The organism is Staphylothermus marinus F1 (assembly GCF_000015945.1).
In the GTDB taxonomy this organism is placed as follows: Archaea; Thermoproteota; Thermoprotei_A; order Sulfolobales; family Desulfurococcaceae; genus Staphylothermus; species Staphylothermus marinus.
Map to the genome: position 1 here is coordinate 378,687 of NC_009033.1, position 26,247 is coordinate 404,933.

A 26,247-nucleotide genomic window follows, 5' to 3' on the forward strand; every position below is an offset into this window, starting at 1 on the left:
ATGAGCAAGCCTGAATATGTAGATATAGTGGAGAAGGTCTTTGAGAAAACCAAAGAGAAAAAGACTAAGGAATTCAAGTATATTGGTAAACACATTATTAGATGGGATGCTATAGACAAGCTAAGCGGTAAAGCATGGTTTACAGCCGATCTAGTAAAACTATACCAAAACGTTGTATTCGTTTATAGTGTTAGAACAAAATATGCACATGCATTAATCAAGAAGATCGATGTAAGTGATGCAGAGAAATATCCTGGAGTAATAAAAGTAATAACAGCTAAGGATATACCTGGAATAAACGATGTAGGATACGTTATTCCCGACCAGCCATTATTGGCGGATAAAAAGGTTAGATACATTGGTGACACAGTAGCATTAATTGTTGCTGAAAACTATGAGAACGCTTTAGAAGCAGCTGATCTCGTGAGAGTAGAGTATGAGCCGTTAGAAGTAATTCTTGACCCATTAAAAGTTGTTGAATGGGGTGGATTACGAGAGAAAGAACATACATTAATACATGATGAACGCGGAAGCGATGTAGTATCAAGATATAAGATAAGGAGAGGAGACGTAAAGAAAGCATTTGAAGAAGCAGCTGTAGTTATAGAGAACGAATACCGGACACCAATGCAGGAACACGCATATTTAGAGCCGGAAGCTGCTCTTGCAATACCACAGCCAGATGGCGGAGTAACAATATATGCTAAGACACAGTGCCCATTCGATACACGTAAAGCAGTTGCTCAAGTTCTAGGATTACCATTTAACAAGGTTAGAGTAATAGCACCACCACTAGGCGGAGGATTTGGTGGCGCAGAGGATGTTGGAAACGAGATTGCTGCTAAAGTTGCATTAGCAGCAATACTAACAGGTAGACCCGCGTTTCTAGTACACACACGTGAAGAATCAATTATTGGTCACAGCAAGAGACACCCAATGATAGCTAGATATAAACATGCAGCAACACGTGATGGTAGATTACTAGCTGTTGAAGCAGAAATAGTTCTAGATACTGGAGCATATGCTAGTCTAGGACCATTCGTTGGATGGAGAGCTATTGTTCACAGTACAGGTCCATACAAAGTGCCTAACGCCAAAGTAGATCTGGCAGTAGTATATACTAATAAAGTATATGCTGGTGCATTCCGTGGATTCGGAAACCCGCAAGTCGCATTCGCACATGAGAGACAAATGGATCTATTAGCTGAAGAACTAGGACTTGACCCTGTAGAGTTTAGGTTAAAGAATATATTGAGAAATGGAGATCGGACAGTACATGGACAACTACTAAGCCATGGTGTTGGGTTAGAGGAGGCTATTCTCAAAGCAGTAGAAGCAGCTAACTGGTATGAGAAGAGAAAACTATATAGTCAACAGAAAGGTTTGTTAAGGAGAGGAATAGGAATAGCTGTATTCTATCATGGAAACAGTATAGGTGCTGAAGGAGCAGACTTCTCATCAGCCACGATAATAATACAGCGTGACGGAAGCATAGTTTTCAGAACAGGTCTCACAGACTTCGGACAAGGATCTATACAGGGAATTGTTAACATTATCGCTGAAACACTAGGTGTACCACCAAGCTATATAAAGGTTGAATGGCCAGATACAGCTTCAACACCCGATGCAGGACCAACAGTAGCATCAAGATCAACTGTTATGGGTGGTAATGCCGCGCTCGTAGCAGCATATAAGCTGAGACAGAGGCTAAACAAGCTAGCTGGAGAAATACTAGGCTGTGATCCAGACGATATAGTAATAGATGCTCCAGACGTATATTGTAAGAGTGATCCCAACTTGAAGATAACATGGCAGGAACTAGTAGAGCAGAGCTTCTGGAAAGGAGTACCTATACAAGAATTCGGATACTTCCGTGCACCACCAGCTGAATGGGACGAAGAAACTGGTCAGGGAGCACCATATATGCACTACACATTTGGAGCAATAATAAGCGATGTAGTAGTTGATCTAGAAACTGGTGTTGCAAGAGTTAAGGAAGCGGTAACAGCATATGATATCGGCAGAGTAATCAATAGGACAGGCGCCGAACACCATGCTGTAGGAGGCTATATACAAGGAATGGGATATGCATTAATGGAAGACATATACCATGCACCAGATGGCAGAGTATACAATACGAATCTATCAACATACCATATACCAACAGGACTAGATATACCTGAGAAAATAAAGGCCGTATGGGTTGAAGCAGGATTCCAAAGAGGACCATATGGAGCCAAAGGATTAGGAGAACCATCAATAGTAGGTATAGCTCCAAGCATAGCTAACGCAGTAGCACACGCCCTAGGAGGAGACATAAACGTTAACAAAGACATAAACAGAATACCGCTAACACCAGACTATGTATACAGTATTATAAAGAAGCATGGACTTATCAAAAAGTATAAAGCCTAAAAATTTTAACCATTTTTTTATTTTCTTTCTCTATATCTTCCTTCTTCTATAAATTATCATAGAATCTGAATGATTCACAAAGACGTTTCATAAATCTCTAACAAACCTTATGAAGCCATGATCTATGTTTAATACTTTATATTCATCTCTAACTTCTATCCATCCCTGAACATAGTATTTGCCTGGTCTAAGCTCTGAGAACAACTCCCTATATGTTTCGAGAACAAAGTATTTATCTCTAATTCTTACATGGAACCTTGCAGGTAAAATATATGGTTCAATACTATCTATTACTTCAATAATTCCAGTAAAATAATATCTATAACTAACAGGTTCTATGCATCCACTAAATCCTCTCGAATACTTTACTAGTTTTAAATTAATATGTCGGCGATTATATAGTAAGTGCAGAATAGTGTTTCTCTTAATATATAAATATGTATATATATCCATGGATGATCTGTGCTTACTAAAATATTCTTTTAAAAGAAAATATTCATTTATCCTATCAAACACATTCTCCTCAACAAGTTCATATAGTTTATCCACAACCCCCTGATCAGCACCCAGAATAACTATATCTATATCATTAGAATACTCGCCTATAAGAGAGGAACCCGTTAACAATAATTGATTCGGGCCAAGTCCTAGGTATCGAGCTAATACCTCTATAACTTCCTCGCCGGCAAAGTTGTTTAGACCATAATATGGTTTCGCATATTCTAAATCAATTACCGGTACACTGAGCTTGATACAGTCCCAATAGTAATAATGGGCATATTTTATTTTATGGTATCTGGCAAGCTTTACATTATTTACTAAATCATATCTTGGGTAAGCAATTACTTTGTTTAATGGATGTTGAAAACCCTTAACCAACCACAATATTCCATTATATACTAGTGCTTCACCCTCAACTAATCTTAGATCTCCATGTCCTGTTTTGTCTTCCTTTGGAGAATCTCGTCTAAAACTTTCTTCAGGATCTCGATTAAATATCCCTCCTCACCAGGAAGTCCCTCATACACGTCTATGCCTTCGACAGCTATAATCGGGTATTCATCATTTGTAGTTTCTTCTTGAACACTGATCTCAATATTATATTCTTCTTCCAATATATCTTTAATTTCATATATCCACTGTGTAAGCGTCCATTTATCATATGTGTTTTTACCCTTAACTATTATTGTTATTCTCCTATGTTCAGCCATGATAAAAACCTACTATCTCTATTTTCAAATACTCTACTCCTCAAACTCCTATAGGGTTCTAAATCTTGATCGAGCATTAGAATTATTTCATTTCTAACATGTTTTACTTTATCAGATATCATAATAGCGAGTTTTTCTAAGTATTCATATACATCGTATTCTTCTATTAAACCCTCCTTATACATTTTATCTAATAGACTCATTTCAACAAGGAATTCTGTTAACAAGTACTTATTTGATCGAATAAATGCTGTGGAATCTAGTTCTTTTCCAAGAACATATGTTATAGTATCATAGACATTGCTGAAACCTGCTCCTATTAATCCATTCATTAAAGTAATTATTCTCTCCAAGCTTTTCTCAGAATATGATCTAATAAAATCTATATATGTTCTAAGAACTTCTACCGCCATTCTAGCACTACTAATACTATAGAGATCTTTCTCAAAATTTTCAAGCCTATTAAGTCCTCGAGTAAGTGCTCGAATCGATTCTGAAAGCCCTTTTAATATTCTAAGATAACCTGTCAATATAAGCTTCTTCGTAGACTCCAAAACTTTAATCCCGGATTTCTCGATGAGGTCTATTATCCATTCATATTCGTATCCATTATATAATATAGGAATCGATCCTCGTGGATCAATTATTATTGATAAAAACAATAATGTGTCTCTGAAAATATATAGGTTTCTAGAATTAGGATTAGCTTCATACAATTCTATTTTATCCGCCATAGGCTTGATTACTGAATTTCTCAGAGAGCTGGGCTTGTTTAAAGCAATATATAGCATAACTAATGGATTATATAGGGAGACATAATGATGAGCTTCTATGAGAGAATATATTGCCTTACCAACTGATGGCATGGGCTTTGGGTTTAAACCATATTTTTTCAATGCAGAAATTATGTATGCCTTATATAGAACTGTACCAGCATTCTCGACTAATACATGATACTTAGATAATAACTCATAAAATCTATCTGGATCGCTAAGAACTATCTCGAGTAATCTATGGATAGAATCTCTTGACTCTAAGACTTTAAGAAACGTATTTCTCACGGTTAATGGTTGAAGCTTTAATTTAGCAATCGATTCCAATAGTATTTCTAAATCTTTTATTGAGAAATTGCCTGTACTAATTCTTTCAGATAATAAATTATTAATGGACACATGTATTCACCTTTAACAATGCGGATTATTATTGAATATACATAGTGTTTTTAATAATTCATATAATTCCTGATCATATCTTAGCCTGACAATTCTCCTATTATTTAGTATAGGGGATCTATAAAGGATCTCTATGATCTTGCCATCCGTAATCAATCTATAAATCTCCTTAAACGGGATCAACCATACATAGTTGTTTTTAACAAAATATTCGAGAAGCTCTCGTGGAAAAGCTCTAAACATGTATTCGATGCTGGGATATATTTTAATATTTGATAATAATTGTTTAGCTCTCTCCAGATCTACTCCTTCCTCCTTAATTCTCTCAAGCCTATCATAAAATTTATCTTTCAAAACATTTCTAACGTCTTCTTTAGAAGTAGGTGTTGATAATAAAACCTCTATTGCTCGTGTTCTCTTCTTTTTATCAACAATACTCATTGGTGCATAAAGGAAAGGTATTTCTTTGAGGAGAGAAGAAGAAACTATATTAATATATACATATGTATCATGAACAAATATGCTTCCCCTAAATGTTTTCAGTAACAATATCGACCCCCATATATATTTGACAATGAATAAACTATATTAAAATAGCTTAACGATCTTGTTACTAAAAATAGGATTTAATACCCTCTAAGATCATTCTTACATCTTGGCAATGCATTTTTAATATAAACATTCGGGGATAAATGTTGAAGCCCATAATTAGGTCAATAACAATTTTTGCTTATAAGCCCAGAGAGGAAGCATATGATGAGATATTAGAATCAATAAATACTGCTAAGGATATGCTTGGAATAGTTAAGAAGAGCTTTGAGGAAAACGGATACGAAGTATTTACTACAAGAATATCCCTGCCGAAGCTAAGCATTGATCTCCTAAGGAAGATACTAGATAGCATAGATATTAATGATACTCTCCTCTCAGTTGGAGCATTAGATATAGAAGATATTGATGAAGAATTAGCAATTGATATTACTAGTAGAGGATATTATTTCCCAATATATGGATTATATAGAAACCCCGTAGAATACTCGTATAAATTAGCGAAGCTAATTATTTCATTGGCTGACCAGAACCCATTATTAGCTACAAGAGTATCTATTGCTTACCATAAAGACCCATTGGAGACGCCTTATTTCCCTGATTCAACTAGTAGTGGAAAACTAGGATTAGGAATGGCTTTCCTATATCCACACATACTTAAGAGATTAATAGAGGAGACTCATTCAATAAGAGCTGTTGCGGAAAGAATTTCCCATAAAATATCTGAGATCATTAATATTTTGCGAAACATAGGTATCGGTAATTATAGATTCATTATTGACTATAGTATTTCTCCATGGATGGAGAAAAGCGTTGTTGACTTAATAGAGACTATGGGTTATAAACTGCTCACGCCAGGATTTAATTACGGTATATACTTACTTAATGATTTGATCAAAAATGTTTCGGGGAAAATAGGTTTTGCAAAAGGATATAATGAAGTAATGTTGCCTTATGCAGAGGATTCCTTATTAATAGATGCTGGTGGGAAAGGCTTGTTGAAAGCCCACCATTTATTATTATATACTACTACATGTGTAGCTGGTCCAGATATGTTGGTTGTACCGCGTGATCAGGAGAAACTGTGGAGATTCCTACTAGACATATATAGTATTTACATGGTTAAACAAAAACCGTTGTCGACGAGAATTATTCCGGTAAGCGGAAATCCTGGCGATAAAGTAAAGCTTGGAAAATTCGGTACTGCCTACATAATAGATTACTAATTGTTAACGATGAGAATCTATTATGTGGATATGTTCTCTAACCTCTAATATTGCTTTACCATATATTTTTTCAGCAATATCCCTCCTCAACACTTCTTCGGGTTTACCATAAACATAGATTTCCCTATTAACCAGTAATATTTTCGATGTATACTTTAATAGAAGCATTGGATCATGGCTTGTTACAATCACTAGTTTATTCCTACTTAGCCTCCCTATAAGCTCTGCTAAGTCTACTCTACCATTTGGATCTATGTTTGAGAATGGTTCATCCATTAACAGTATTGAAGGATCATGAACTAGTGCTCTAGCAATGTAGCTTCTCTGCTTCTGACCTCCCGAGAGATCCCAGAAATTCTTATTCCACAGTTCTCGAGACAATCCAACTATTTCAAGAATCTTCATAATATATTCTTTTTCTTTTCTCCTAACCAATATTCTTGGCCAAGGCTTTCTTAATACATAGCAACATTCTATGAGCTCCATAACTGTTAATGGATAATCTGGCTCCGATAACCCAGTTGTTTGAGGAACATATCCAATGTATTTTCCAGCTCTGCTGGGATTCCCTGTTACATCCTCATCATTTATAATGACTCGCCCCTCTATCGGCTTAATTAACCCCAGAATTGTTCTGAGTAGAGTTGTTTTTCCAGCACCATTTGGTCCGAGTACTTGTATTAATCCAGGTCCTTCATGTTTAAATGATAGATTTTTTAGCACGATATATTTGCTGTATCCTACTGTTAGGTTTTCTACAGCTATACTCACCAATTTTCTTCCCCATTTTATGCACAGTCATGAGAGATAAATATATATTTCTGTGCACAATTCAATAATAAGAGGGGACATTATAATGAGGATTCAACCACTACAAGCATACATTATCATGTTATTAACTATAACAGCTTTACTATTCAATACTATACCAGTTCATAGTATCAATAATGGAAACGGATTATTTATAGTGGTCTCATTTCCTAATCTCATCAGTGATATTAAACAATTAATTACCGATCATGATCGAGTAGTATCCGTAGCTCCTCAGGGAATAGACCCGCATGAATATAGTTTAACGCCTAAAAACGTAGAAGATCTCGAAAAAGCAGATATAATAATATCTCTAGCACATGCACCATTCGAGAAGAGAATACATGACCTATATGTTGAGGGGAAACTTAAAGGAGTCTTAATAGAGATACCATATATTCCAGGAATAATTATTCGTGAAAATCCAGCTACACATATGCCCGATTACCACATGATCATTTATGATCCATTCAATTATATTATATTCATAAAATATGTTGCACAAAAAATGAGCGAGCTAAATCCAGAGTATAAAACATATTATTTGGATAAGGCAAGGGAAGTTATTAGAAACGTATCAGATATTATTGCTAAAACCCCCCAGTTAAACATGGTTGGCGTAGCAGATACTCCTGTAACTGTTTACTCTGTTGAATGGCTCGGGATCGATATCAAGTATCTCTTGGTAAAAGAACATGGTGTGCAAATGACTCCTCAAGACCTCATAAACGTTGAAAACAGTATGAAGAACAAGACAATTCAAGTAGCTATAGTGACAGAACCAGCTGTATCGCAAGCATCAAAGAAACTACTTGAACTAGCGAATAAATACTCTATCCCCATAATACATGTTCCTTCACCTCTTTCACAACAATCTATTCCAGCTAAACTATCCGTTATAAGTAAAGAAGTAATTAGTTTATCTATAAATAAGTCATTTATTAATATAAACACTATTACTCCTTCCAGTAGTGTAGAAGAATCAAGTATTTTCTGGTCTAAATATTACAATGACTTAGTATTATTCATAATAGGCTCTATTATTGTTGCTCTAACTATTTATGAAATAATTAGGAGGAATCCATGATGAAGGATAAACTATACATTATACTTATAATATTGATTACATTATACAGTTTCCTTTTATCCTATATTTATAATCCAATATGGGTTATAGTAATGGTTTCTGCAGGAATAGCTTATGGCTTTATGAGTAATATAGTATCCGTTAGGAAACTATATTTCTTAGCGGGAGCATCTCCTCATGCAGCATTATTCGCTGTTGTCTTATCTATTCCTATCGCATACTACTTATTTAGTGGTGCACAGTTTATCTTGTCTATAATTATAGGTTTACTGCTCATATATCTTGTCGGCTATAGTATTTATAAAGGAATAAATACTGATATAGCGACAGCTGTTTTTGTGGGATTCACTGCTGCCGGCAGTGTTATTGTTGCTTATTATGTATTGATAAATTATCCTATAGAATTTGATCTTACAGCGCTTATCCTAGGCGATCCCTTGCTTACAAGTTTCTCTGACGCACTCATTGCTCTAACAATTGCGGCTATATCTGGATTACTTATCATATTAACATATAGAGAGCAATTATCTATTGGGATAAATCGTGAATCAGCATATTTAGCTGGTATAAATGTGAAGATCTACGATTTAGTTGTTTTTACATTACTAGGATTAACAGCTATTGGATTACTTAGAATGGTAGGTTATATTTTAGAGCATGTACTAATACTTTTACCAGCAAGTATTGCTTTATCATCTGCTAGAAGTGCTTACCAAGCTCTCAGGATAAGTGTATTAACAGCTTTAACAGCTTCTTTGATAGGTTTACATCTCGGCATAATATTTGATCTAGCACCGTCAGGTTTAACCGGGTTAATACTGCTAATATATTATTTGCTAGCCTTAATAGGCGGTAAGAGATGAGCGGTAAGAGAAGATTCGGCGTCTCAATACCATCAAATATAGCTGAAGCATTAGATAAGCTTGCAGAATTAACAGGCTCTGATCGATCAAGCATTGTCGCTGAAGCTCTAAGAACCTATCTACACGATCACCTCCACTATATGGTTCCACATAAATGTACTGGTTTCATAATAGTTGTTAATAAGGAGAAAAACATTTCCGCCAGTATAGTAATTGATAAGTTCAAAGACATCATTCAAAACTACAACCATACACATTACAGAGGTAAATGTATAGAAATATTCTTTGTCAGTGGTTATAGTGGTAGAATTGCTGAGCTAGATAAAAAACTTAGATCAATGGGTTGTAGTGTCAGATATATACCTTTACAGACTACTACTAATATAGAGGAGGAAAAGAAGGAGTAAATATGAAGCATATAGTGGAATATGTATTCAAACCTGTTAAAGCTTATTGGTTCACTAAGCCTCTCATAGACTTATTATGGCGTAGTCGAGGAGTGGTTGAAGCAACTTTTGATCTAGGACTTACATGGCGCGAGATCAGAGTCTATGACGGCTATTTAGTAATTGATGGATACAAGATCTATTTAGAAGAAGTAACTCCTTCAGAGCCAGATAGAGTAGTAGTATATAGGAGAGATACTGGAAAAATATACGAAGTTATTAGAAGAAGTAATGGAAACTATTATAAATTGAAAACTACCGGAATAGATAAAGCACCCACCGTTGAAATTAACGGTATACACATGCATAGAATAGTAGGGGTCGATCCATGGAGTGATTCAAGAATAAAAGCTAGAACCGCTAAGGTTAGGAAAGGAGATAGAGTATTAGATACTTGTATGGGTCTCGGATACACAGCTATACACTCATATCTTCGAGGGGCTCGAATTATCTATACAGTAGAGATCGATCCCAATATTATATGGATAGCAGAACATAATCCTTGGAGCCATGGATTATCCAATAATGGAATAACAATTATACAAGGCAACATAATTGATGTTATCCAGTATTTTGAGGAGAACTACTTTGATAAAATAATACATGACCCCCCAAGATTCTCTACGAGAACAGGAGACTTGTACGGGTTAGATCTCTACAAGGAATTTTATAGAGTACTTAAGCCGGGGGGAATACTTTATCACTATACAGGCGAGCCTCGGAGACATGGTAGTCCAAGCATTGTTAAGGGTATAGGTGAAAGACTCCGCTTAGCAGGTTTTCACCCAGTAGTATATAGGGTTAAAGCTCAAGGCTACATAGCTTATAAATCAATATACTAACTGATAAGCTCTTCAAGATTCTTTGAAAAACCAGGTCTTAGTTCTCCAAGCTTCTTCTTCAATTCCTCTCGTAGATGAGATGCTAAATTATAGCATCCACTCCTATACTCTAAGAAGTTATCGCGTAACAATCTATTAATAGCTCTTCCAATCTCGAGCTCTATAATTACATCATCAAATTCGGGAACAAGATCAGGATCTCTGAGTCTCTTAACTTCCTCTCTTAACTCAATAATAGCTATTATTTCTCCAACACTAATATGCTTCAGAAAATAATCCATTACAAGCCGCTCAAGCTTTGAGAGCTTCAATATATCTTTAAGGCTTGGTTTTTTCTCCTCCATTCTCTTCATCCTTCACCTATAATTCCTCAATAATACCATGTGTTATAATATATGTGTTCCTTTACCATGAAATTATTGTTTCTCCTAGCCATACATATTTGTTTAAATAAGCATTGATCACAGAGGGGAGGCTTATCTCTTAAACAAATTTTTCTCCCCATAATCCATAAATAATCATCTATTACCCCGGGATCTATTCCGGATTTCAAGGCTACAATACGGTAAGCTCTACGAATATTTAATCTCAACAGTATATCTTCTTCTCTATCAACTTCTACTCCTTTCTTGATCTTATTCCACAGGTTTCCAGAAACCATTACTAATCCTATCCTGTAAGCTATACGGGATAAGTGATTATCTATTATGGGATCAAGTCTATCTCTAGGATTAAATAATCCCCGTGCAATAATGAATTTCGCAAATAACAGAGGCTTCTTCTCAACAGGGTCCTCATATGCCCTAAACACTCTTAGATTATCCACTAAGCCTGGCTCATCTATTGTTCCACGAATCAAATTATTGCTTCTACTCAGCAATTCCTCTACACTACCATTGAATAGCTTCAACAATTTTACACCCAGATCTCTTAGAAGAAACGCTCTAATCTCTGGATCAGGAGGTTCAGCACCTCCTATACTTAGCCATTTCTTAACATCATCAATAGTTATTTTTGAAAGATTTTCTGGAGAGAAAAAGCTTGGGTCATTATCGTATTTTATTTTTCCAAGCCTATATAAGAGATCGGCTCCATGATAACAATCATCGTTTGGTAAGCATGCCTCATATGGTTTCCCAGGCCTACTAAGCCTGTGATCCATTGCAACCATTACAATAAAATATCTAAGAACATCTTCTCTATCATCCTTTTGAGACGGATAAAATCTTTCATCAAACAAATCCAAAATCTCCAATCTATCCTTCATCTTAGAAAGAATTCGAGCCATTCTCTCAGCAATCCTAGTATCGATACCTATAACCTCCAATAATACATACACCCTCAAGATTAGATTGATTATTCTGTTATGATGTTAATCTACATCATAGATTTATTCTCTCTATAACATTAATATCTTTAATAGATAGGGTTTTCATGGAGGAAGAATTTGACAATAAAATCCCTGATTGGTTTCATAGATAGGGATCATTTCGAAATCGATGAAGCACTCGTTATAGGGGGTATTAAAAGCGTCTATATAAATACGAAATACTTGACAGTTATAGGATTTGTTAATGTAAAGAATTTGTTAGTAACTAAGAATTTACTAGTTATAGGTGGTGGTAGGATAAAGAAGCTTGTGGGAGAAAACATTATATTGAAAACTGATGATGCCCCGCTCATTATAGATGAGCTGAAAGCTAAAGAAGCATATCTGCTAGGCGGAAAACACCCAGTAATCATTTATGATGCTTTATTATTTTCTACTTTTCTAAAACATGCATTGATCAATAAATTGAAAGCAAAGAAAATAATTTTCTCTAGCAGAGCGAGAGTTAAGGTTCTAGCTGATTGTGATGAACTATATTTTATTGATCCACATACGTATATTGAAGAATTTCAGTGCAAACCCAGCAAGTATGTTTTTAAATATGAAGTAGTCGAAGAATCTAAGTAAATATTTCTGATCACTGATCAACAAGGTATTCTATGAAAAATAATTATTTCTTACAATTCATTGCTTAGGTGTGTATGTTTTTAATGGTTCTCCGTTAATGATAGCGTATACTTCGACATAGTCTTTTAGAGGAGTTGTTTTTATCTTTGGCATTAATACTTCGTCTACTTGGAATATGCCTGCTCTTTCATTCATGTGTACCATGATCTTTATCGGTACTTTTTCGCCTGGTACTACTTCTACTTTCTTAATGCTCAGCGCTGATACACTATGTATTGATATTCCTCCTAAACGATAGGGGACCCTGGCTCTACCTTCAGCCATGTCTAAGCCATCGCCAACACCAACGCATCCTGCTTCAATTGTTAAGCAGACAGCATCGTATGCTGTGCAGAATATGCTGTGCATTATTTCTTGTCTCAACATTATCCTTGTTCTTTGATCATCTATTATCTTCTCTAATGCTCTATCAATTATTGGTTTAGCAAGTAGTGCCCCTATTTTTTCGTGTAGGTCTCTATGTATAGAATTACCTATGTCGTGTAGTAGGGCTCCATATAGTGGCACAATCCATGCATATTCAGGATCATCTACTACTTTATCCCTGATAAGCGTTGATTTAATCCCTGAGTTGAGTAGTAGTTGGTATAGATAAAGTGCTGCACCAGCAGCTATTTGTGCATGTACTGGTCCATGATCATTGTATTTCAGCCTCTTAACAGCCATAATATTAGACATTTCCCACAATGTTTGAACTTCTGGATCATTAACTAGTACCTCATATGCTTTCTTCAATAATGGTTTATCATTCACAATCTTCTTTACCAACCCAGCATTTATTACTACCATAAGAGTACCACCTCTTCACAAGTTTTTAGTGTAAACCTTCTTGACATATACAGAGTTCTCCATGTTGTATAAATGTTTATGGAAACCTCTATGATTACTTAGGAATTATGGGTTTAAACCAATTATTCCCATAATCGTTTCCTTCTTGTCTAAGCCTTGATGAGTTTTACAGGAATATATAGGTTTCCTCTCCGAGTAATCATTAAGTATACTTTATCCCTACATTTAACCCGGTAATCCTGAACACATAGTATTGCTTCATAGTTTATTTCTGGAACAATAATTGATACACAATTATTTCTATTTAAACATTTCAATGAGACACCTCTCTTCTTTGCCAACATATATAGTGTGTTGAGTATTTTGCATTCAGGACTAATATCTAAGTGATCATTTTTAGCCCGCATATATCCTCTGGGATGATACTCTGCTATACACTGCATGGAATCATTGTTTACGGTTATTTCGAGTTTTATTTTATGTTTCAACCTATATAGCTCCCTGGATTCGTTTGTACAATGACTGTTTAAATACTTTTATCCAATTATATATTGTATTTGAATAGATATATGGTGGTTTCTATGGGGAAATATGTATTGATTAAGACTAAGGAGGGATTGCTACGGGGGCTGAAGACTCTTTATTATCGTTGGAAAGGCTCTGATCCACCAAATGATCTATTATTGCTTAAGCCTATTAGAGAAGATGTTTCTCCATGGATAAACTATACTTGGTGGCGCAATCCAGCACCTGGTGTTCCAGCAGAATTCTTCGCTATAGCATGGCTTGGCTTCATATATGTTGATAAAGCAGGTGTTTATAGATTCTATGTTACAACTGATGATGGTAGTCGTGTATGGGTTGATGGAAAATTATTAATTGATGCTTGGAAAGATCAACCCCCTACAACATATGTTAGCGAACCAATTCCTCTAAGCGAGGGTTATCATAGATTGAAATATTATTTCTATAATAGATATGCTTTTGCCCAAGCAGTTCTTGGATGGATTCCTCAGGAGGGGGAGGCAGGAGTTATTCCCAAGGATAGGTTCTACCATGTAATAAGTGATAGAGTATTTTTTGAAGGTGTTCCAGAAGACTATACTGTAGAAGTATTGCCTAGCGGTGCTGAGAAGAAGATATGTATTTCTAGAGGGGGTGTATGTGGTATACGAGTATTATTTGATGAATTACCAATGGAGGCTATTGTAAGAGTTCTAGATACTAGTGGCGGAGTAGTATATGAAACGCCTGAAAAAATCACTTTGTGGGGAGGAGACGAGATAAAACTAGCAGAGATCAAGTAGTGTATTTAGAGGAGCGTCTGCTTTGGATCCGATCGTCACTGTATTTCTCTTATTTGGATTTATAGGTTTAGGAGTATTATCCCGTGTCTTAATGGGTAAGAATAAATTATTCAACCTGTTCATGAATGTTTTAAACAAGTTTATCTACTATATATTGTTACCGTTCGTTTTCCTAGACATATTTGCGAGTAGAGGTGTTGAATTAGCAGATATAAACATAGCGTTGACAGCGTTCATTTATGTAGTTATTAGTGTAATAGTTCTCCTAAGAATACCTTTAAACTATGACCGTGGACTTAGAAACTCTATAGTGATCACAAGTATTTTCCAGAACAATGTCTTCCTAGGATTTCCCGTATTATTGATAATGTTTAATGATATATCGGCAGCTGCAATGTATAGTTTAGTTATCTTTATTCTACACATACTTGTTGCAGGACTGCTTGCTGCTAGGAAAGAAAATATTTTGGTTTCTATTCTTAAAATACCTATAATATATGGTTTTATAGCTGGAACAATAATACATTATATAATATATGAACAATACCAAGCAATAACACATATCACAATTTATACGCATAGTCTTCTAAGCTACAGCGCAGTATATGTATTGGGATACACATTACCGCTCACACTATCACATATTAAACAATACATGAAAGCACTATATATTACAGGGACATGGAGATTCCTGGCAAGCCCACTAATACACTATACGATACTATCATTCCTCACAATCCGCCCCAATCTATACTGGAAAGAAATAATGATCCTCTCAATAATGCCCCCAGCAGTAATGAACACAGTAATAGCAAGAGTATATAATTGGAAACCCGAACTAGTAGCTAGCACAACACTAATACTAACACTAACATCCCTAATCATAATCACAGCAATAATACTAATACAAACAATATAAAACAACAAAACAAATAAAAACAAGAAATAGACAAAAACGGGCCCGTAGCCTAGCCAGGAAAGGGCGCCGGCCTCCGGAGCCGGAGATCCCGGGTTCAAATCCCGGCGGGCCCGCATCAACACCAATACCCACAACCAAAACAACCCATCCTTCACAACACCCACACAACCCTAACACTCAATCTATCCATATTGTCACTATATGACAAACATATAATTCCTACAGATCTTCATCTCTCAATTCTTTCTATGTTGTTACGTGGATGCTAGAAAGATGATGGTGGAGAGGATAAAAAACTTTCAATTCTTTCTATGTTGTTACACTACTAAATATTATGGTGTGAAAGATGGGGGTTCTCAGCTTTCAATTCTTTCTATGTTGTTACCCCGTAACAGTAACTGCAACTGCAACAGCACCCGTTATTAGCTTTCAATTCTTTCTATGTTGTTACATATTTATCTGGCATAAGCTATGTTGAACTGCGTGCATTACCTTTCAATTCTTTCTATGTTGTTACCTAAAATAATTGAAAGAGCCGAACATGTTGTCAGAACCATCTTTCAATTCTTTCTATGTTGTTACTTTGGTTCGAATTTTTTGCTACATTTGTATTTTTTGTTCGAACCAGTATATATTGCTTTCTATATTTAATTCCTAGACTGATCATATTCGATTGATTTTCTATTGGTTTAATAGTATCTTTGAGGTATTGATGGGTTTGTATAATGAAAAACATTCGACTATGTTTCTATTATCCATGTGTATTAATAGGCTTATTGATTGTAGTTTCTGATTTGTTCTGCTTTTGCTTTTGTTCTTAATTGTTTATATGGTTTAGGCAGAAGTTTACTATGTAATTATGCTTTCGCTAAATTCTAAACTGCCTCATAAATAATCATTATTTCCTAACTGTTGCGCCTCACTAATGAAAATTATACAAAAAATCCATAGACATACAATCGAATATTTTTCATTGTACAAACTTTTCAGGGGGTCGGAGATACTATTAAGTCTATAGAAAACTGGTCGAACATGATCAATTAGGGATCAAATATAGAAAAACATATATAACAATTCGAAAATAAAATATAAACGTAACAACGTATTCGAACCAAAGTAACAACATAGAAAGAATTGAAAGTCGACATCGATCCAGTATCTGTTCCCGACCCGATCGATGTAACAACATAGAAAGAATTGAAAGCCCTTTGTCTAGGCATACCCTAAAGTTTGCATATTGATGTAACAACATAGAAAGAATTGAAAGCCCTTTGTCTAGGCATACCCTAAAGTTTGCATATTGATGTAACAACATAGAAAGAATTGAAAGCCTTTTTTCCTCGTATTGCCTGAATACTTCGTTAGGCAGTGTAACAACATAGAAAGAATTGAAAGCCCTCAAGCGAGTCCAGTAGTTCTCCTATATAATTGCTAGTAACAACATAGAAAGAATTGAAAGTAAACATCCTGCTAAAGCAAATACGTATCTATTGGAGTATGTAACAACATAGAAAGAATTGAAAGCCATCTTTCGTTCTCACATATACCCAATCACCAGCTGGATGTAGCAACATAGAAAGAATTGAAAGTGAACAACCCGCCTTTACTCCTTTTGCTCTTCCTTTTTCTGTAGCAACATAGAAAGAATTGAAAGTGGTCGTCATCATAGTATACATGTAGTAGAAACATTGAAAGAATTGGGTGGAATATGGTTGTTTATTTGTTTATTTTTTGGGGTTTCTATAGTTTTTAAAAGTTTATTGATAGTTTGTTTTTGTGATGTTGTGGTGGTTTTTGTGTTTTTGGTTGTGTTTTTAAGTTGCTTTGTTTATTTTTTATTGTTAGGTGGTTGTGTGTGGTGGGGCGTGTGGAGGGTTGGTTGGTTTTTAGTGTTTTGTGTTTGTTGTTTTGGGGTTTGTGGGGTTTTATTCTTAAGTTGGCTTATTCTAATTTGTCTTGGGTTGAAACATATTTTTTGAGTAGTTTGTCTAGTTTTATTCTTGTGTTGTTTGTTGTTTCTTATTATGGGTTAAAGTTTCCTCCTCTAAATACTTATTCGGCATTGGCTTTTATTGCTGGATTTTTTGGTGGTGCTGGATATGTATTTTTTGTTAAAGCTTTGGAGCAGGGTAAGGCTAGTGTCGTGATCCCTTTGACAGCATTGTATCCAGCAATTACAGCTGTTATTGCATTGGTTGTTTTAAGGGAGAAGATAAGTGTTTATCAAGGAATAGGTATCATATTAGCTGTTCTGGCCAGTATACTATTATCTTTAAAATAGATTTATATTTAGAGAAATACTCATAAGAAACAATTTTTTCTTCTCAAAAAGAAAAAACATATGCTTAACACAGCCATGAGAGGATTGTGAAATAATCATTGCTAAAAAGCATGGTGTGAAAGTAAAAGTTTTAGAAAAGAAAGGATTTGGAGTAGTTGCTGAAATAGTTAAGAATTCAATTAGATAATTCTTCAACCTCTTCTCTTCATTAATAAAGCATAAAAGAAACCTATTGTTTCATGTCGATGTGGCCAAGCTCTCATTGTTCCGGGTAGAAAGCCTGGATCATATGGTTTGTTTAGCGGGATAAGTTCTGCATTGTAGTGTTGTTTAAGAAATTTTTCAATAATATACTCGTTCTCCTCCAGCAACATACTACATGTGCAGTAAAGTAATTTTCCACCTGGCTTCAACAGCTTCCAGCCAGCCTCAAGCATTTCGTACTGGAGTTTTTGGAGCTCAGATATCTTCTCCTCTCTAAGCCTCCACCTTAGATCAGGGTTTTTCATTATTGTTCCATCACTACTACATGGAGCATCTAAGAGGACTCGATCAGCTATTTCCTCACCAAGTATATCTGGTGCTTTCCTCGAGTCTTCCCTATATATTCTAGCATTCCTCACACCTGTTCTGCGCAGAATATCTCGCATCCTAGCAATTCTTTTCTCATCAATATCAAATGCATAAATAACCCCCTCATTATTCATTAATTCGGCCATATGCTGAGTTTTCCCTCCAGGAGCAGCAGCCATATCTACAACAGTCATACCAGGTTTTGGGTCTAGTATTAGGGATGCAACAGCAGCTGCTTCCTCCTGTATAACTATGTAGCCTTTCCTGAGCAAATGTGATTTATCAAAATTATATGGTCCGGGAAACTTGAGTATTGTAGGCACAATACTTGATCTCTTAACCCATTTAACCTCTCTTCTAAGCTCCTCCAATACTTCTTCAACACTTGTTTTTAAAGTATTAACTCTAACTGAGAGCGGTAATTGTTTATCCAATGCTTTAAATAGTTTCTCAGCTTCATTATTCCCCAATAATCCTATTATTTTCCTAACATACCATGGTGGAAGCATATATTTAACAAGTAATTCTTCATCTTCATTTTTAGGCTTGTATTCATAGTTTTCATTTATTATTTTATCATATATTCTCGTATAATACATGCCAACATATGGATGAGTCTTGGAGGATAACAACTTAGCTACAGAGCCACGCAGATACCTCAGTGTTCTACGTGAGGGATCACGGTAAACCTTGATCTCTAATAAAACCCTTAAAGCCGCTCTAAGCCATGGATCAATAATATATGGGTTTACACCAATAATATCACGAATATACAGGTCTAAGATGCCAAGCCTCTTCATAACACCATAGAATATAGCAGTAACCAATGGATCCCTCTTAGAACCTAAAATACCATATTTTCTAAAAGCTCTACGCTTAGCATCTTGGCTAGGCTTAATTCTCTCAGAAAGCCTAACAGCTTCAACTAGTGCCAACACCATTTCTTTCTCAAGATCGAGCCTTGCCAAGAATGATCACACCTATCCAAATATTCAATCAATGATCAATTATCAAGTGATTAATGCTACGAAACACGCTTATTAAACATATTCTACCAGTAAACATAGATGTTTTTCAGCAGTAATATTTCTAAAATATCTATGTTATATATTAATTGATAGATGAATCTGAGAATCTTTAGGAGATGTATAAGAGTTGAGTCAACAAGTAGAGTTTAAGCCTCCTAATGGATACGAATACGTGTTATTTCTAAGCTTCGACCTAGATGTTGACTCAGCGGAACAATATAGAGGAAGCGACCCAGTTGCTTTGAGTAGGGGGAGATTTAGTGTTAGGAGAGGAGTAGGTAAGGTCTTAAATGTTTTATACAAGTATGGTTTGAAAACAACGTTTTTCGTTCCTGGATGGGTTGCTTCAACATATCCTCAAATAGTAAAGGTTCTAGCTGATGATGGCCATGAAATAGCGGCTCATGGATATATTCATGAAAGATTCGATGAATTCAAAGATATTTACTATGAGGATCAATTGTTTAGGAGAATGATTGAATCAATAGAGACGTTTACAAACCATAAACCAATCGGGTTCAGAGCTCCATACTGGAGGTTCAGCAAGAACACATTATCTCTATTATTCAAGCATGGGTTTAAATATGATAGTAGCTTAATGGATGATGAGTATCCATATATTATTGAGAAAAACAACTACTTCCTCGTAGAGTTGCCGGTGGATTGGAGACTAGATGATTGGCCATATTTAGAATACTATAGAACCCTCACACCCAGAGAACTACTGGATATGTGGATCGATGAAATAGAGTATGCTCGCCAAAACCATGGATATGTATCAATAACTATGCATCCACAATGCATTGGTAGAGGAGCTAGAATAAATGTATTAGATAAAATATTAAGATATGCTGTTGAGACAAAAGCATGGATACCGCAAGGAAGAGTTTTAGCAGATTATGTATTAGAGAACCTATTGGGAAAACAATGTTGTTAATATAGGATTAAAAACTTAGTTCCCCAATAGTTCTCCATAACCAAAGATTTTCACTCACATGTTCTCGGACTAGTTTTTTATCGCCTTCAAACTCTAAGATAAATACTTCAGCTACAAATACAGTTGCTTTTACTAAATGACCTGCATACGCGTTATAGTTACGATCACCTATAACTACATGAATGTGAGACAATGGTTTACCTTCTTTCAAACTAATATTACCATTTCCTGACACTAGCTCATATGTTCCTGGAAAAGTCTTTGTTACATATTTGTTTAAGCCACGATCATAATATGCTAGCTCAATATTCTCAAGCGAACCAATAATACTCACTAATCCAGCTTCAATCCCATGTTTCTCAGCGTATTTATTAATATATGAAACTATTTCCTCTCCTTGAGGTATCCTGAAAATATGTGTATTTTTCAGTTTAAACATTAAATTATCACCAATATTCATAGTAGTGTTGCTATAAATATACATGTTTCCCTAATAAATTCGTATTTTTAAACCATAAACTCGTATTATTTATTTACGGGCACTTATTGGTGTCAGCCTTGATCGATGTAGAGAAGATTAGGAAGGATTTTCCAATACTAAATAGAACTATAAGGGGGAGGAGGATAGTATACTTTGATAATGCAGCGACTACTCAGAAGCCTATGCAGGTTATAAATGCTATAGTAGAATTTTATACGAAATATAATGCTAATATTCATCGTGGACTACACACGTTAAGCCAGGAAGCTAGTGAATTATATGAGAAAGCACATGAAGTCATTGCTAAGTTTATTAATGCTTATTCATGGGATGAAGTAGTATTCTGCTATAATACAACAGATGCTATGAATATGGTGGCTTATGCTTGGGGATTAAAGAATCTCCGTGAAGGAGACGAAATATTATTGACCATTATGGATCACCACAGCACTATGCTTCCGTGGAGAAACGTTGCAAAAATGAAGAATGCCAGGATCAAATATGTAGATATAACAAATGATGGATACCTAGATTATAGTGATTTAGAAAACAAGATCTCTAATAAAACACGTGTAATAGTTTTCCCGGTTATGAGCAATGTTCTCGGAACAATAAATGATGTGAGAAAGATCGTGAAACTAGCACACGAAGTAGACGCAATAGTTGTTGCAGATGGAGCACAAAGTGTCCCGCATACACCAACAAATGTTAGAGAGATGGGTATAGATTTCCTAGGATTCAGCGGTCACAAAATGCTTGGACCAACAGGTATTGGTGTATTATGGGGTAGAAGAGATCGTTTAGAAGAGATGATGCCGTTCAAAGTCGGCGGAGATACGATCAAAGATGTTACACTAGATAATGTTGTATGGCATGATCTACCGTGGAGATTTGAAGCTGGAACACCAAATATCGCTGGCGGAATAGGTTTAGCTGAAGCAGCAAAATACTTAATGAAAATAGGAATGGAGAATGTTAGGCAACATGAAAAAGAACTAGTTGAATACACTCTTAAACGCTTTGAGGAATTAGGTGAGGAAATCTTAGTGTATGGTCCCAGAAACCCCCTTGATCGCGGTGGAGTTATAGCATTCAATATAAGAAACCTGCACCACCACACAGTTGGGAAAGCACTAGATCTGTTCGGCATAGCTGTTAGAACAGGCATGCACTGTGCTCATCCTCTCCATTATAGACTAGGTCTTAAAGGAACAGTTAGAGCAAGTTACTACATATATAATACAAAGGAGGAAATAGACTATTTCATAGATTCTCTAAGCAAGATTATACAGTTGAAAGAAGCATTAAAGAATCAACCAGTAGAGGAAGTATGTACTGGAACATAGAAGAGATTTTAGTGATGTAAAAATCAAAAAATAAATTTATTCTTTAATATTTAATTCCTCTTTACTCCTTAACTGGTCCTAGTATTCTAGCGAATTTCTTGCCAGTGTAGGGGCTGACTGCGAATGCGATTTTTATTTTGCCTCTCTTTGTCTCCTTGATTACTACTTCATATTTGTCTGTTTCGAAGTACTTCTTTGCCTTTAGGTCGAAGAACTTTAATTTCTCAGCCATTTCATCTCACCCATTCATTCCTATTACATTTTCTTCTATTATATAGTTAAATAGTTTCCCAAATTAAAATTTATTGGTGTGGTGTTAATCAGTTATTTATACTCAATAAGCTTTTCAAAAATCTGAAAAATATATTTTATACACTAAATATGGTATTATATCAAAAAGGATTATATAATCATAGAAAAATCCTCTAATTGATCTATATTTATTTTAAAATTTTCGAAAAAATCAAATATCTTGTTCAGAGTCTAAAATTATTTAAAAACTTATGAGACCTTATGAAGAGTATAAATAAAAGTGAAAAATTAAAGTAAGAACAGAAAAAGTTACTTATTTATTCTATAGGCCATATTGTATCTGGCTCTACACATATACCCGCTCTCTCGTATAGGTTATGTGCTGCTTTATCTGCTTTTTCTAGAACCTCTTCAACATTGAATGTAAGTATTTTCCGGTCAAACATTACTAGTTTTCCATCGATAATACTGTGTTTTACATCGCTACCCATAGCACTATATACTAGATGAGATATTGGGTTATTTAATGGTTTAAGGTGTGGCTGCCAATAATCAACTATAATAATATCTGCTTTTTTACCTACTTCAATGCTTCCAACCATTTTATCGATCATCAATGCTTTTGCTCCATTAATTGTTGCAGCTTCTAATATTTGCTCAGCTCTCACTGCTTTAGCATCAAGTGTTCTGAGAGGCTGTAGTAGTGCTGCATGTTTCATTTCCCTTAATAGGTCATAATCATTATTGCTTGGACCACCATCTGTTCCTAACGCAACATTTACTCCCTCCCTTAACATATCGCTTATTCTAGCAGCACCGCTTGCAAGCTTCATGTTACTGCATGGGTTATGGCTTACAGATGTTTTTGTTTTTGCAAGAAGTTTTATTTCTTCATCATTAACCCAGACAACATGGACTAAAACAACATTGGGGCCTGTTAAGCCAACCCAGTGAGCAAACTCTACTGGTCTCTTCCCAAACTTTGTCATTGTGTATTCAACATCTGCTTTAACCTCTGCTAAATGCATTGTTATCCCTGTATTTAGTTCCCTGGCTTTCTCAGACATTTTCCTGTAAAGCTCAACGCTTACAGCGCCAGGTGTTCTTGGCCCAAACCATATCCATATACGATCATCCCATCCATGATATTTATGATATAGTCTTATAGTATCGTTGAAACTTATATCACCCAGCTCCACCAGCCCCTCATGAAGAATGTTTTCTTCCAAAGCATAACCAGTCATATCCATTACGTGGCGAGCTACAGCTGCTCTAATACCACTTTTATGTAGGAACTCGATAATATTGTCCGGACCATATCTTCCAACAAGCCCTGTTTCTAGAAATGCTGTTGTCCCTGTTCTCAGCATTTCAGCAACGACTAACTGTGCTGATACAAGAGCTTCTTCCGGCTTATAGTTTCCCTGAAGAGGCCATACACGATCCTTTAGCCAAGGAATTAGGGGGAGATAATCCGCACAGCCTCTCAGCAGTCCTTGAGCTAAGTGTACATGTGTATTTATTAGTCCAGGCAACACTATGTCTCTTTGAACATCAATAACTATGTCGCTATGGTATCGATAATCTTTATCGAGCAATTCACGTTTACCAACTGCTTTTATAAAGCCGTCTTCAACAGCAACTGCTCCATCACGTATTATTCTACGCTTAGAATCCATTGTTATAATCCAGCCGCCTCGAATATAGATGTCTGCCATATACTTCGCCTCAGAATAAGACCTTGTATATATTGGTATATATTATATCTACATATAAAATAGATGTTGTTTAACTAGTGTTTAATAGTATAGTTTATAAGATTCTATGCTTTAAGAATAATAAAAAGGAAATGGTGGATTAAAGAATTGGTTCTTCCAAAAATCTTCTCCTACGACATAGATGAGAGAATAAACCTTATACAAACAATTACTGGTAAAAAACCAGCAGACATAGTTATTAGCAATGTAAACCTAGTATTAACTCCTACAGGAGAAATACTAGATAATGCATCAATAATTATAAGCGGTAAAAGAATAGCTGGTGCAGGAAAATATAGTGAACTACACCGATTCATAGGCAAAAATACTCTCGTAATAGATGGTGAAAACAATTATGCAATGCCGGGATTCATAGATCCACATATACATATAGAGTCAAGCCTCCTAACACCCCATGGATTCGCTAAACTAGCACTAAGACATGGAACAACAACAGTTGTCGCGGATCCACATGAAATAGGAAATGTTCTTGGGAGTAGAGGCGTAGAAATATTTATGGATGCAGCGAGAAATCTACCATTGAAAATACTCATAGACATACCAAGCTGTGTACCAGCAACAGATCCAAAGTTTGGTCTTGAAACAACTGCTAATATCATAGGTGCTGACGAGGTAGAGAAGCTAGCAGCACTAGAAGGAACAATTGGTTTAGGAGAAGTTATGGATTTTGTCAGTGTACTAAATTCTAATAAGTCTGTTCTAGAAAAAATAAGGGTTGCACATAGATACAGGTTAATAGTGAATGGACACGCACCATTACTTAGGGGAGCCGAGCTAGATGCCTACATAGATGCTGGTATATGGAGTGATCATGAATCCACAATATATGAAGAAGCACTCGAGAAAGCTCGTAAAGGCATGTATGTATTTATCAGAGAGGGCAGTGCATGGAAGGACTTAAAAGCACTTCTACCACTAATAAAGAACCACACTATTGATCATAGGTTTCTCAGCTTTGCATCAGACGATATAAACGTTGTTGATTTAATGGAGAAAGGTCATATGGATAGAATAATTAATATAGCGATCGAGTACGGCGTAGACCCTGTTAAAGCGATCCAGCTAGCAACAATTGGTCCGGCAATGCGTATACATTTAGAGGATCATGTAGGCGTAGTTGGACCAGCTAGGCTGGCAGATATAGTTTTATCTAAAAACATCGAATACATTAAACCACATACTGTAATAGCTAATGGTGAAATAATATATTATAAGGGAGAATTAAAGAAAACATTCAATAACTACAAGTATCCAGAAGAAACTCTAAACACTGTTAAACTAGCAAAAATACCTGAACCCCAAGAATTCATTCCAAAAATAAATACTAGAGAAGGAATAGTTGAAGCAAACATTATAGAAGTAACCCCTGGTTCAGCGTTAACAAAGCATGTTATAGAAGAACTAGCAGTAAAGAATTATAATGTATTAGCTGATCCCAATAGAGACATTATTTATGCAGCAGTAATAGATCGACATAAAGCAACTGGTAGCATGGGTAAAGGATTTATTAAAGGACTAGGTTTTAGAGCTGGAGCAATAGCTCAGACAATAGCACATGATACGCATAACTTGATCGTTGCAGGAAACAATCCTGAAGATATGAGCAGAGCTGTTAAGAGAATAGTAGAGATACAGGGAGGCATAGTAGTTGTTGATGAAGGCAAGATAATAGGTGAGCTACCACTTAGATTAGCAGGTCTTATGAGCATAGAGGAGCCAGAAACAGTTTATGAAAAATACAAGAAAATAACAAACGAGCTAAACAATGGGTATGGATTAGAATTTGAATCCTTCTTCATGACCCTAGCACTCGTAGCTCTACCAGTTATACCAGAGATAAGATTAACAGATAAAGGATTAGTAGATGTGAGGAAAGCAAAGTTAATACCTTTAATTAATAAGTAAACAAGAACATCTT

At 35.6% G+C, this 26,247-nt stretch carries 26 protein-coding genes, 1 tRNA gene and 1 CRISPR repeat array; of the genes, 14 read left to right on the top strand and 13 right to left on the bottom strand.

The genetic code is table 11. The features are described 5' to 3' along the window. Positions 1–2,415 (top strand): xanthine dehydrogenase family protein molybdopterin-binding subunit, encoded by a 2,415-nt coding sequence (locus SMAR_RS01800; RefSeq protein ID WP_011838660.1) that lies wholly within the window; start codon positions 1–3, stop codon positions 2,413–2,415. A gap of 87 nt (positions 2,416–2,502) precedes the next feature. Here SMAR_RS01800 and SMAR_RS01805 read toward each other — a convergent pair whose 3' ends face one another. From SMAR_RS01805 to SMAR_RS01820, 4 genes are read right to left on the bottom strand one after another with little or no spacing between them, the layout of a single operon-like run. After that, complete coding sequence (locus SMAR_RS01805) at positions 2,503–3,294, bottom strand: hypothetical protein (RefSeq protein WP_244372455.1); 792 nt, start codon at positions 3,292–3,294, stop codon at positions 2,503–2,505. 44 nt (positions 3,295–3,338) lie between these two features. Then, positions 3,339–3,626, bottom strand: coding sequence for a hypothetical protein (locus SMAR_RS01810; RefSeq protein WP_011838662.1), 288 nt, complete (start codon positions 3,624–3,626; stop codon positions 3,339–3,341). Then, complete coding sequence (locus SMAR_RS01815) at positions 3,605–4,798, bottom strand: hypothetical protein (protein ID WP_011838663.1); 1,194 nt, start codon at positions 4,796–4,798, stop codon at positions 3,605–3,607. Before SMAR_RS01815 ends, SMAR_RS01810 begins: the two co-directional genes overlap by 22 nt. Positions 4,799–4,810: 12 nt before the next feature. Further along, on the bottom strand, positions 4,811–5,347 hold the full coding sequence (locus SMAR_RS01820; RefSeq protein ID WP_011838664.1) for a hypothetical protein: 537 nt from the start codon (positions 5,345–5,347) through the stop codon (positions 4,811–4,813). 143 nt (positions 5,348–5,490) lie between these two features. Between SMAR_RS01820 and SMAR_RS01825 the strand changes: the two genes are divergently transcribed. Next, positions 5,491–6,573 carry a DUF711 family protein gene (locus SMAR_RS01825; RefSeq protein ID WP_011838665.1) on the top strand — a complete coding sequence of 361 codons (1,083 nt, stop codon included), beginning with the start codon at positions 5,491–5,493 and terminating at the stop codon, positions 6,571–6,573. 3 nt (positions 6,574–6,576) lie between these two features. Here the strand turns inward: SMAR_RS01825 and SMAR_RS01830 are convergent, their stop codons facing one another. Then, positions 6,577–7,344, bottom strand: coding sequence for a metal ABC transporter ATP-binding protein (locus SMAR_RS01830; RefSeq protein ID WP_244372496.1), 768 nt, complete (start codon positions 7,342–7,344; stop codon positions 6,577–6,579). An 85-nt stretch (positions 7,345–7,429) separates the two neighbouring features. On the opposite strand from SMAR_RS01830, the gene SMAR_RS01835 reads away from it, so the two are divergent. From SMAR_RS01835 to SMAR_RS01850, 4 genes are read left to right on the top strand one after another with little or no spacing between them, the layout of a single operon-like run. Continuing rightward, entirely contained in the window at positions 7,430–8,470 is a 1,041-nt protein-coding gene (locus tag SMAR_RS01835) for a metal ABC transporter substrate-binding protein (protein ID WP_011838667.1), read from the top strand. Further along, positions 8,467–9,333 carry a metal ABC transporter permease gene (locus tag SMAR_RS01840; protein ID WP_011838668.1) on the top strand — a complete coding sequence of 289 codons (867 nt, stop codon included), beginning with the start codon at positions 8,467–8,469 and terminating at the stop codon, positions 9,331–9,333. The genes SMAR_RS01835 and SMAR_RS01840 overlap by 4 nt, the downstream gene beginning before the upstream one ends. Further along, positions 9,330–9,740: a CopG family ribbon-helix-helix protein gene (locus SMAR_RS01845; protein WP_011838669.1), complete on the top strand. Its 411-nt coding sequence runs from the start codon at positions 9,330–9,332 to the stop codon at positions 9,738–9,740. Before SMAR_RS01840 ends, SMAR_RS01845 begins: the two co-directional genes overlap by 4 nt. 2 nt (positions 9,741–9,742) lie before the next feature. Further along, positions 9,743–10,621, top strand: coding sequence for a class I SAM-dependent methyltransferase (locus SMAR_RS01850; RefSeq protein ID WP_011838670.1), 879 nt, complete (start codon positions 9,743–9,745; stop codon positions 10,619–10,621). On the opposite strand, the gene SMAR_RS01855 is transcribed toward SMAR_RS01850, so the two are convergent. Beyond that, positions 10,618–10,965, bottom strand: coding sequence for a PolB1-binding protein PBP2 family protein (locus SMAR_RS01855; protein WP_011838671.1), 348 nt, complete (start codon positions 10,963–10,965; stop codon positions 10,618–10,620). The two genes, SMAR_RS01850 and SMAR_RS01855, sit on opposite strands and share 4 nt — an antisense overlap. Before the next feature lie 26 nt (positions 10,966–10,991). Then, positions 10,992–11,948, bottom strand: a complete 957-nt coding sequence (locus SMAR_RS01860) for a hypothetical protein (protein WP_011838672.1) — start codon at positions 11,946–11,948, stop codon at positions 10,992–10,994. A gap of 120 nt (positions 11,949–12,068) precedes the next feature. Here SMAR_RS01860 and SMAR_RS01865 point away from each other — a divergent pair, with 120 nt between their 5' ends. Further along, a complete protein-coding gene (locus SMAR_RS01865; protein ID WP_011838673.1) occupies positions 12,069–12,578 on the top strand; it encodes a hypothetical protein in 510 nt (169 codons plus the stop codon). 57 nt (positions 12,579–12,635) lie between these two features. Here SMAR_RS01865 and SMAR_RS01870 read toward each other — a convergent pair whose 3' ends face one another. Next, a complete protein-coding gene (locus SMAR_RS01870; protein WP_011838674.1) occupies positions 12,636–13,427 on the bottom strand; it encodes an HD domain-containing protein in 792 nt (263 codons plus the stop codon). Positions 13,428–13,576: 149 nt separating this feature from the next. Then, the gene (locus SMAR_RS01875) at positions 13,577–13,915 is read right to left on the bottom strand and encodes a hypothetical protein (protein WP_011838675.1); all 339 of its coding nucleotides are present in this window, start codon (positions 13,913–13,915) and stop codon (positions 13,577–13,579) included. Positions 13,916–14,008: 93 nt separating this feature from the next. On the opposite strand from SMAR_RS01875, the gene SMAR_RS01880 reads away from it, so the two are divergent. The 4 genes from SMAR_RS01880 (at position 14,009) to SMAR_RS01895 (ending at position 17,934) form a co-directional block, all read left to right on the top strand. Then, positions 14,009–14,734: a PA14 domain-containing protein gene (locus SMAR_RS01880; protein WP_011838676.1), complete on the top strand. Its 726-nt coding sequence runs from the start codon at positions 14,009–14,011 to the stop codon at positions 14,732–14,734. Between the two features lie 22 nt (positions 14,735–14,756). Continuing rightward, positions 14,757–15,653: an AEC family transporter gene (locus SMAR_RS01885; RefSeq protein WP_011838677.1), complete on the top strand. Its 897-nt coding sequence runs from the start codon at positions 14,757–14,759 to the stop codon at positions 15,651–15,653. 38 nt (positions 15,654–15,691) lie between these two features. Beyond that, positions 15,692–15,766 (top strand) — tRNA-Arg (locus SMAR_RS01890). A 120-nt stretch (positions 15,767–15,886) separates the two neighbouring features. Then, positions 15,887–16,235: direct repeats of the CRISPR family, unit length 25 nt; unit sequence CTTTCAATTCTTTCTATGTTGTTAC. Positions 16,236–17,520: 1,285 nt separating this feature from the next. After that, complete coding sequence (locus SMAR_RS01895; RefSeq protein WP_244372457.1) at positions 17,521–17,934, top strand: EamA family transporter; 414 nt, start codon at positions 17,521–17,523, stop codon at positions 17,932–17,934. 191 nt (positions 17,935–18,125) lie between these two features. Here the strand turns inward: SMAR_RS01895 and SMAR_RS01900 are convergent, their stop codons facing one another. After that, positions 18,126–19,475 carry an RsmB/NOP family class I SAM-dependent RNA methyltransferase gene (locus SMAR_RS01900; RefSeq protein WP_011838679.1) on the bottom strand — a complete coding sequence of 450 codons (1,350 nt, stop codon included), beginning with the start codon at positions 19,473–19,475 and terminating at the stop codon, positions 18,126–18,128. Between the two features lie 187 nt (positions 19,476–19,662). On the opposite strand from SMAR_RS01900, the gene SMAR_RS01905 reads away from it, so the two are divergent. Beyond that, positions 19,663–20,472, top strand: coding sequence for a polysaccharide deacetylase family protein (locus SMAR_RS01905; RefSeq protein WP_011838680.1), 810 nt, complete (start codon positions 19,663–19,665; stop codon positions 20,470–20,472). Positions 20,473–20,479: 7 nt separating this feature from the next. Here the strand turns inward: SMAR_RS01905 and SMAR_RS01910 are convergent, their stop codons facing one another. Further along, positions 20,480–20,911 carry a PPC domain-containing DNA-binding protein gene (locus SMAR_RS01910; protein WP_148676715.1) on the bottom strand — a complete coding sequence of 144 codons (432 nt, stop codon included), beginning with the start codon at positions 20,909–20,911 and terminating at the stop codon, positions 20,480–20,482. A 119-nt stretch (positions 20,912–21,030) separates the two neighbouring features. On the opposite strand from SMAR_RS01910, the gene SMAR_RS01915 reads away from it, so the two are divergent. Continuing rightward, the gene (locus tag SMAR_RS01915; RefSeq protein WP_011838682.1) at positions 21,031–22,299 is read left to right on the top strand and encodes an aminotransferase class V-fold PLP-dependent enzyme; all 1,269 of its coding nucleotides are present in this window, start codon (positions 21,031–21,033) and stop codon (positions 22,297–22,299) included. Between the two features lie 61 nt (positions 22,300–22,360). Here the strand turns inward: SMAR_RS01915 and SMAR_RS08500 are convergent, their stop codons facing one another. Beyond that, entirely contained in the window at positions 22,361–22,531 is a 171-nt protein-coding gene (locus SMAR_RS08500; protein WP_011838683.1) for a hypothetical protein, read from the bottom strand. Positions 22,532–22,868: 337 nt separating this feature from the next. After that, a complete protein-coding gene (locus tag SMAR_RS01925) occupies positions 22,869–24,269 on the bottom strand; it encodes an amidohydrolase family protein (RefSeq protein WP_011838684.1) in 1,401 nt (466 codons plus the stop codon). Between the two features lie 147 nt (positions 24,270–24,416). Between SMAR_RS01925 and ade the strand changes: the two genes are divergently transcribed. Further along, positions 24,417–26,234: an adenine deaminase gene (gene ade / locus SMAR_RS01930; RefSeq protein WP_011838685.1), complete on the top strand. Its 1,818-nt coding sequence runs from the start codon at positions 24,417–24,419 to the stop codon at positions 26,232–26,234. Positions 26,235–26,247: the final 13 nt, after the last annotated feature.

Coding starts and splice junctions, on each gene's coding strand:
- SMAR_RS01800 (WP_011838660.1), top strand. CDS start 1: ATGAGCAAGCCTGAATATGTAGATATAGTGGAGAAGGTCTTTGAGAAA.
- SMAR_RS01810 (WP_011838662.1), bottom strand. CDS start 3,626: ATGGCTGAACATAGGAGAATAACAATAATAGTTAAGGGTAAAAACACA.
- SMAR_RS01825 (WP_011838665.1), top strand. CDS start 5,491: ATGTTGAAGCCCATAATTAGGTCAATAACAATTTTTGCTTATAAGCCC.
- SMAR_RS01835 (WP_011838667.1), top strand. CDS start 7,430: ATGAGGATTCAACCACTACAAGCATACATTATCATGTTATTAACTATA.
- SMAR_RS01840 (WP_011838668.1), top strand. CDS start 8,467: ATGATGAAGGATAAACTATACATTATACTTATAATATTGATTACATTA.
- SMAR_RS01845 (WP_011838669.1), top strand. CDS start 9,330: ATGAGCGGTAAGAGAAGATTCGGCGTCTCAATACCATCAAATATAGCT.
- SMAR_RS01850 (WP_011838670.1), top strand. CDS start 9,743: ATGAAGCATATAGTGGAATATGTATTCAAACCTGTTAAAGCTTATTGG.
- SMAR_RS01855 (WP_011838671.1), bottom strand. CDS start 10,965: ATGGAGGAGAAAAAACCAAGCCTTAAAGATATATTGAAGCTCTCAAAG.
- SMAR_RS01870 (WP_011838674.1), bottom strand. CDS start 13,427: ATGGTAGTAATAAATGCTGGGTTGGTAAAGAAGATTGTGAATGATAAA.
- SMAR_RS01880 (WP_011838676.1), top strand. CDS start 14,009: ATGGGGAAATATGTATTGATTAAGACTAAGGAGGGATTGCTACGGGGG.
- SMAR_RS01910 (WP_148676715.1), bottom strand. CDS start 20,911: ATGTTTAAACTGAAAAATACACATATTTTCAGGATACCTCAAGGAGAG.
- SMAR_RS08500 (WP_011838683.1), bottom strand. CDS start 22,531: ATGGCTGAGAAATTAAAGTTCTTCGACCTAAAGGCAAAGAAGTACTTC.
- SMAR_RS01925 (WP_011838684.1), bottom strand. CDS start 24,269: ATGGCAGACATCTATATTCGAGGCGGCTGGATTATAACAATGGATTCT.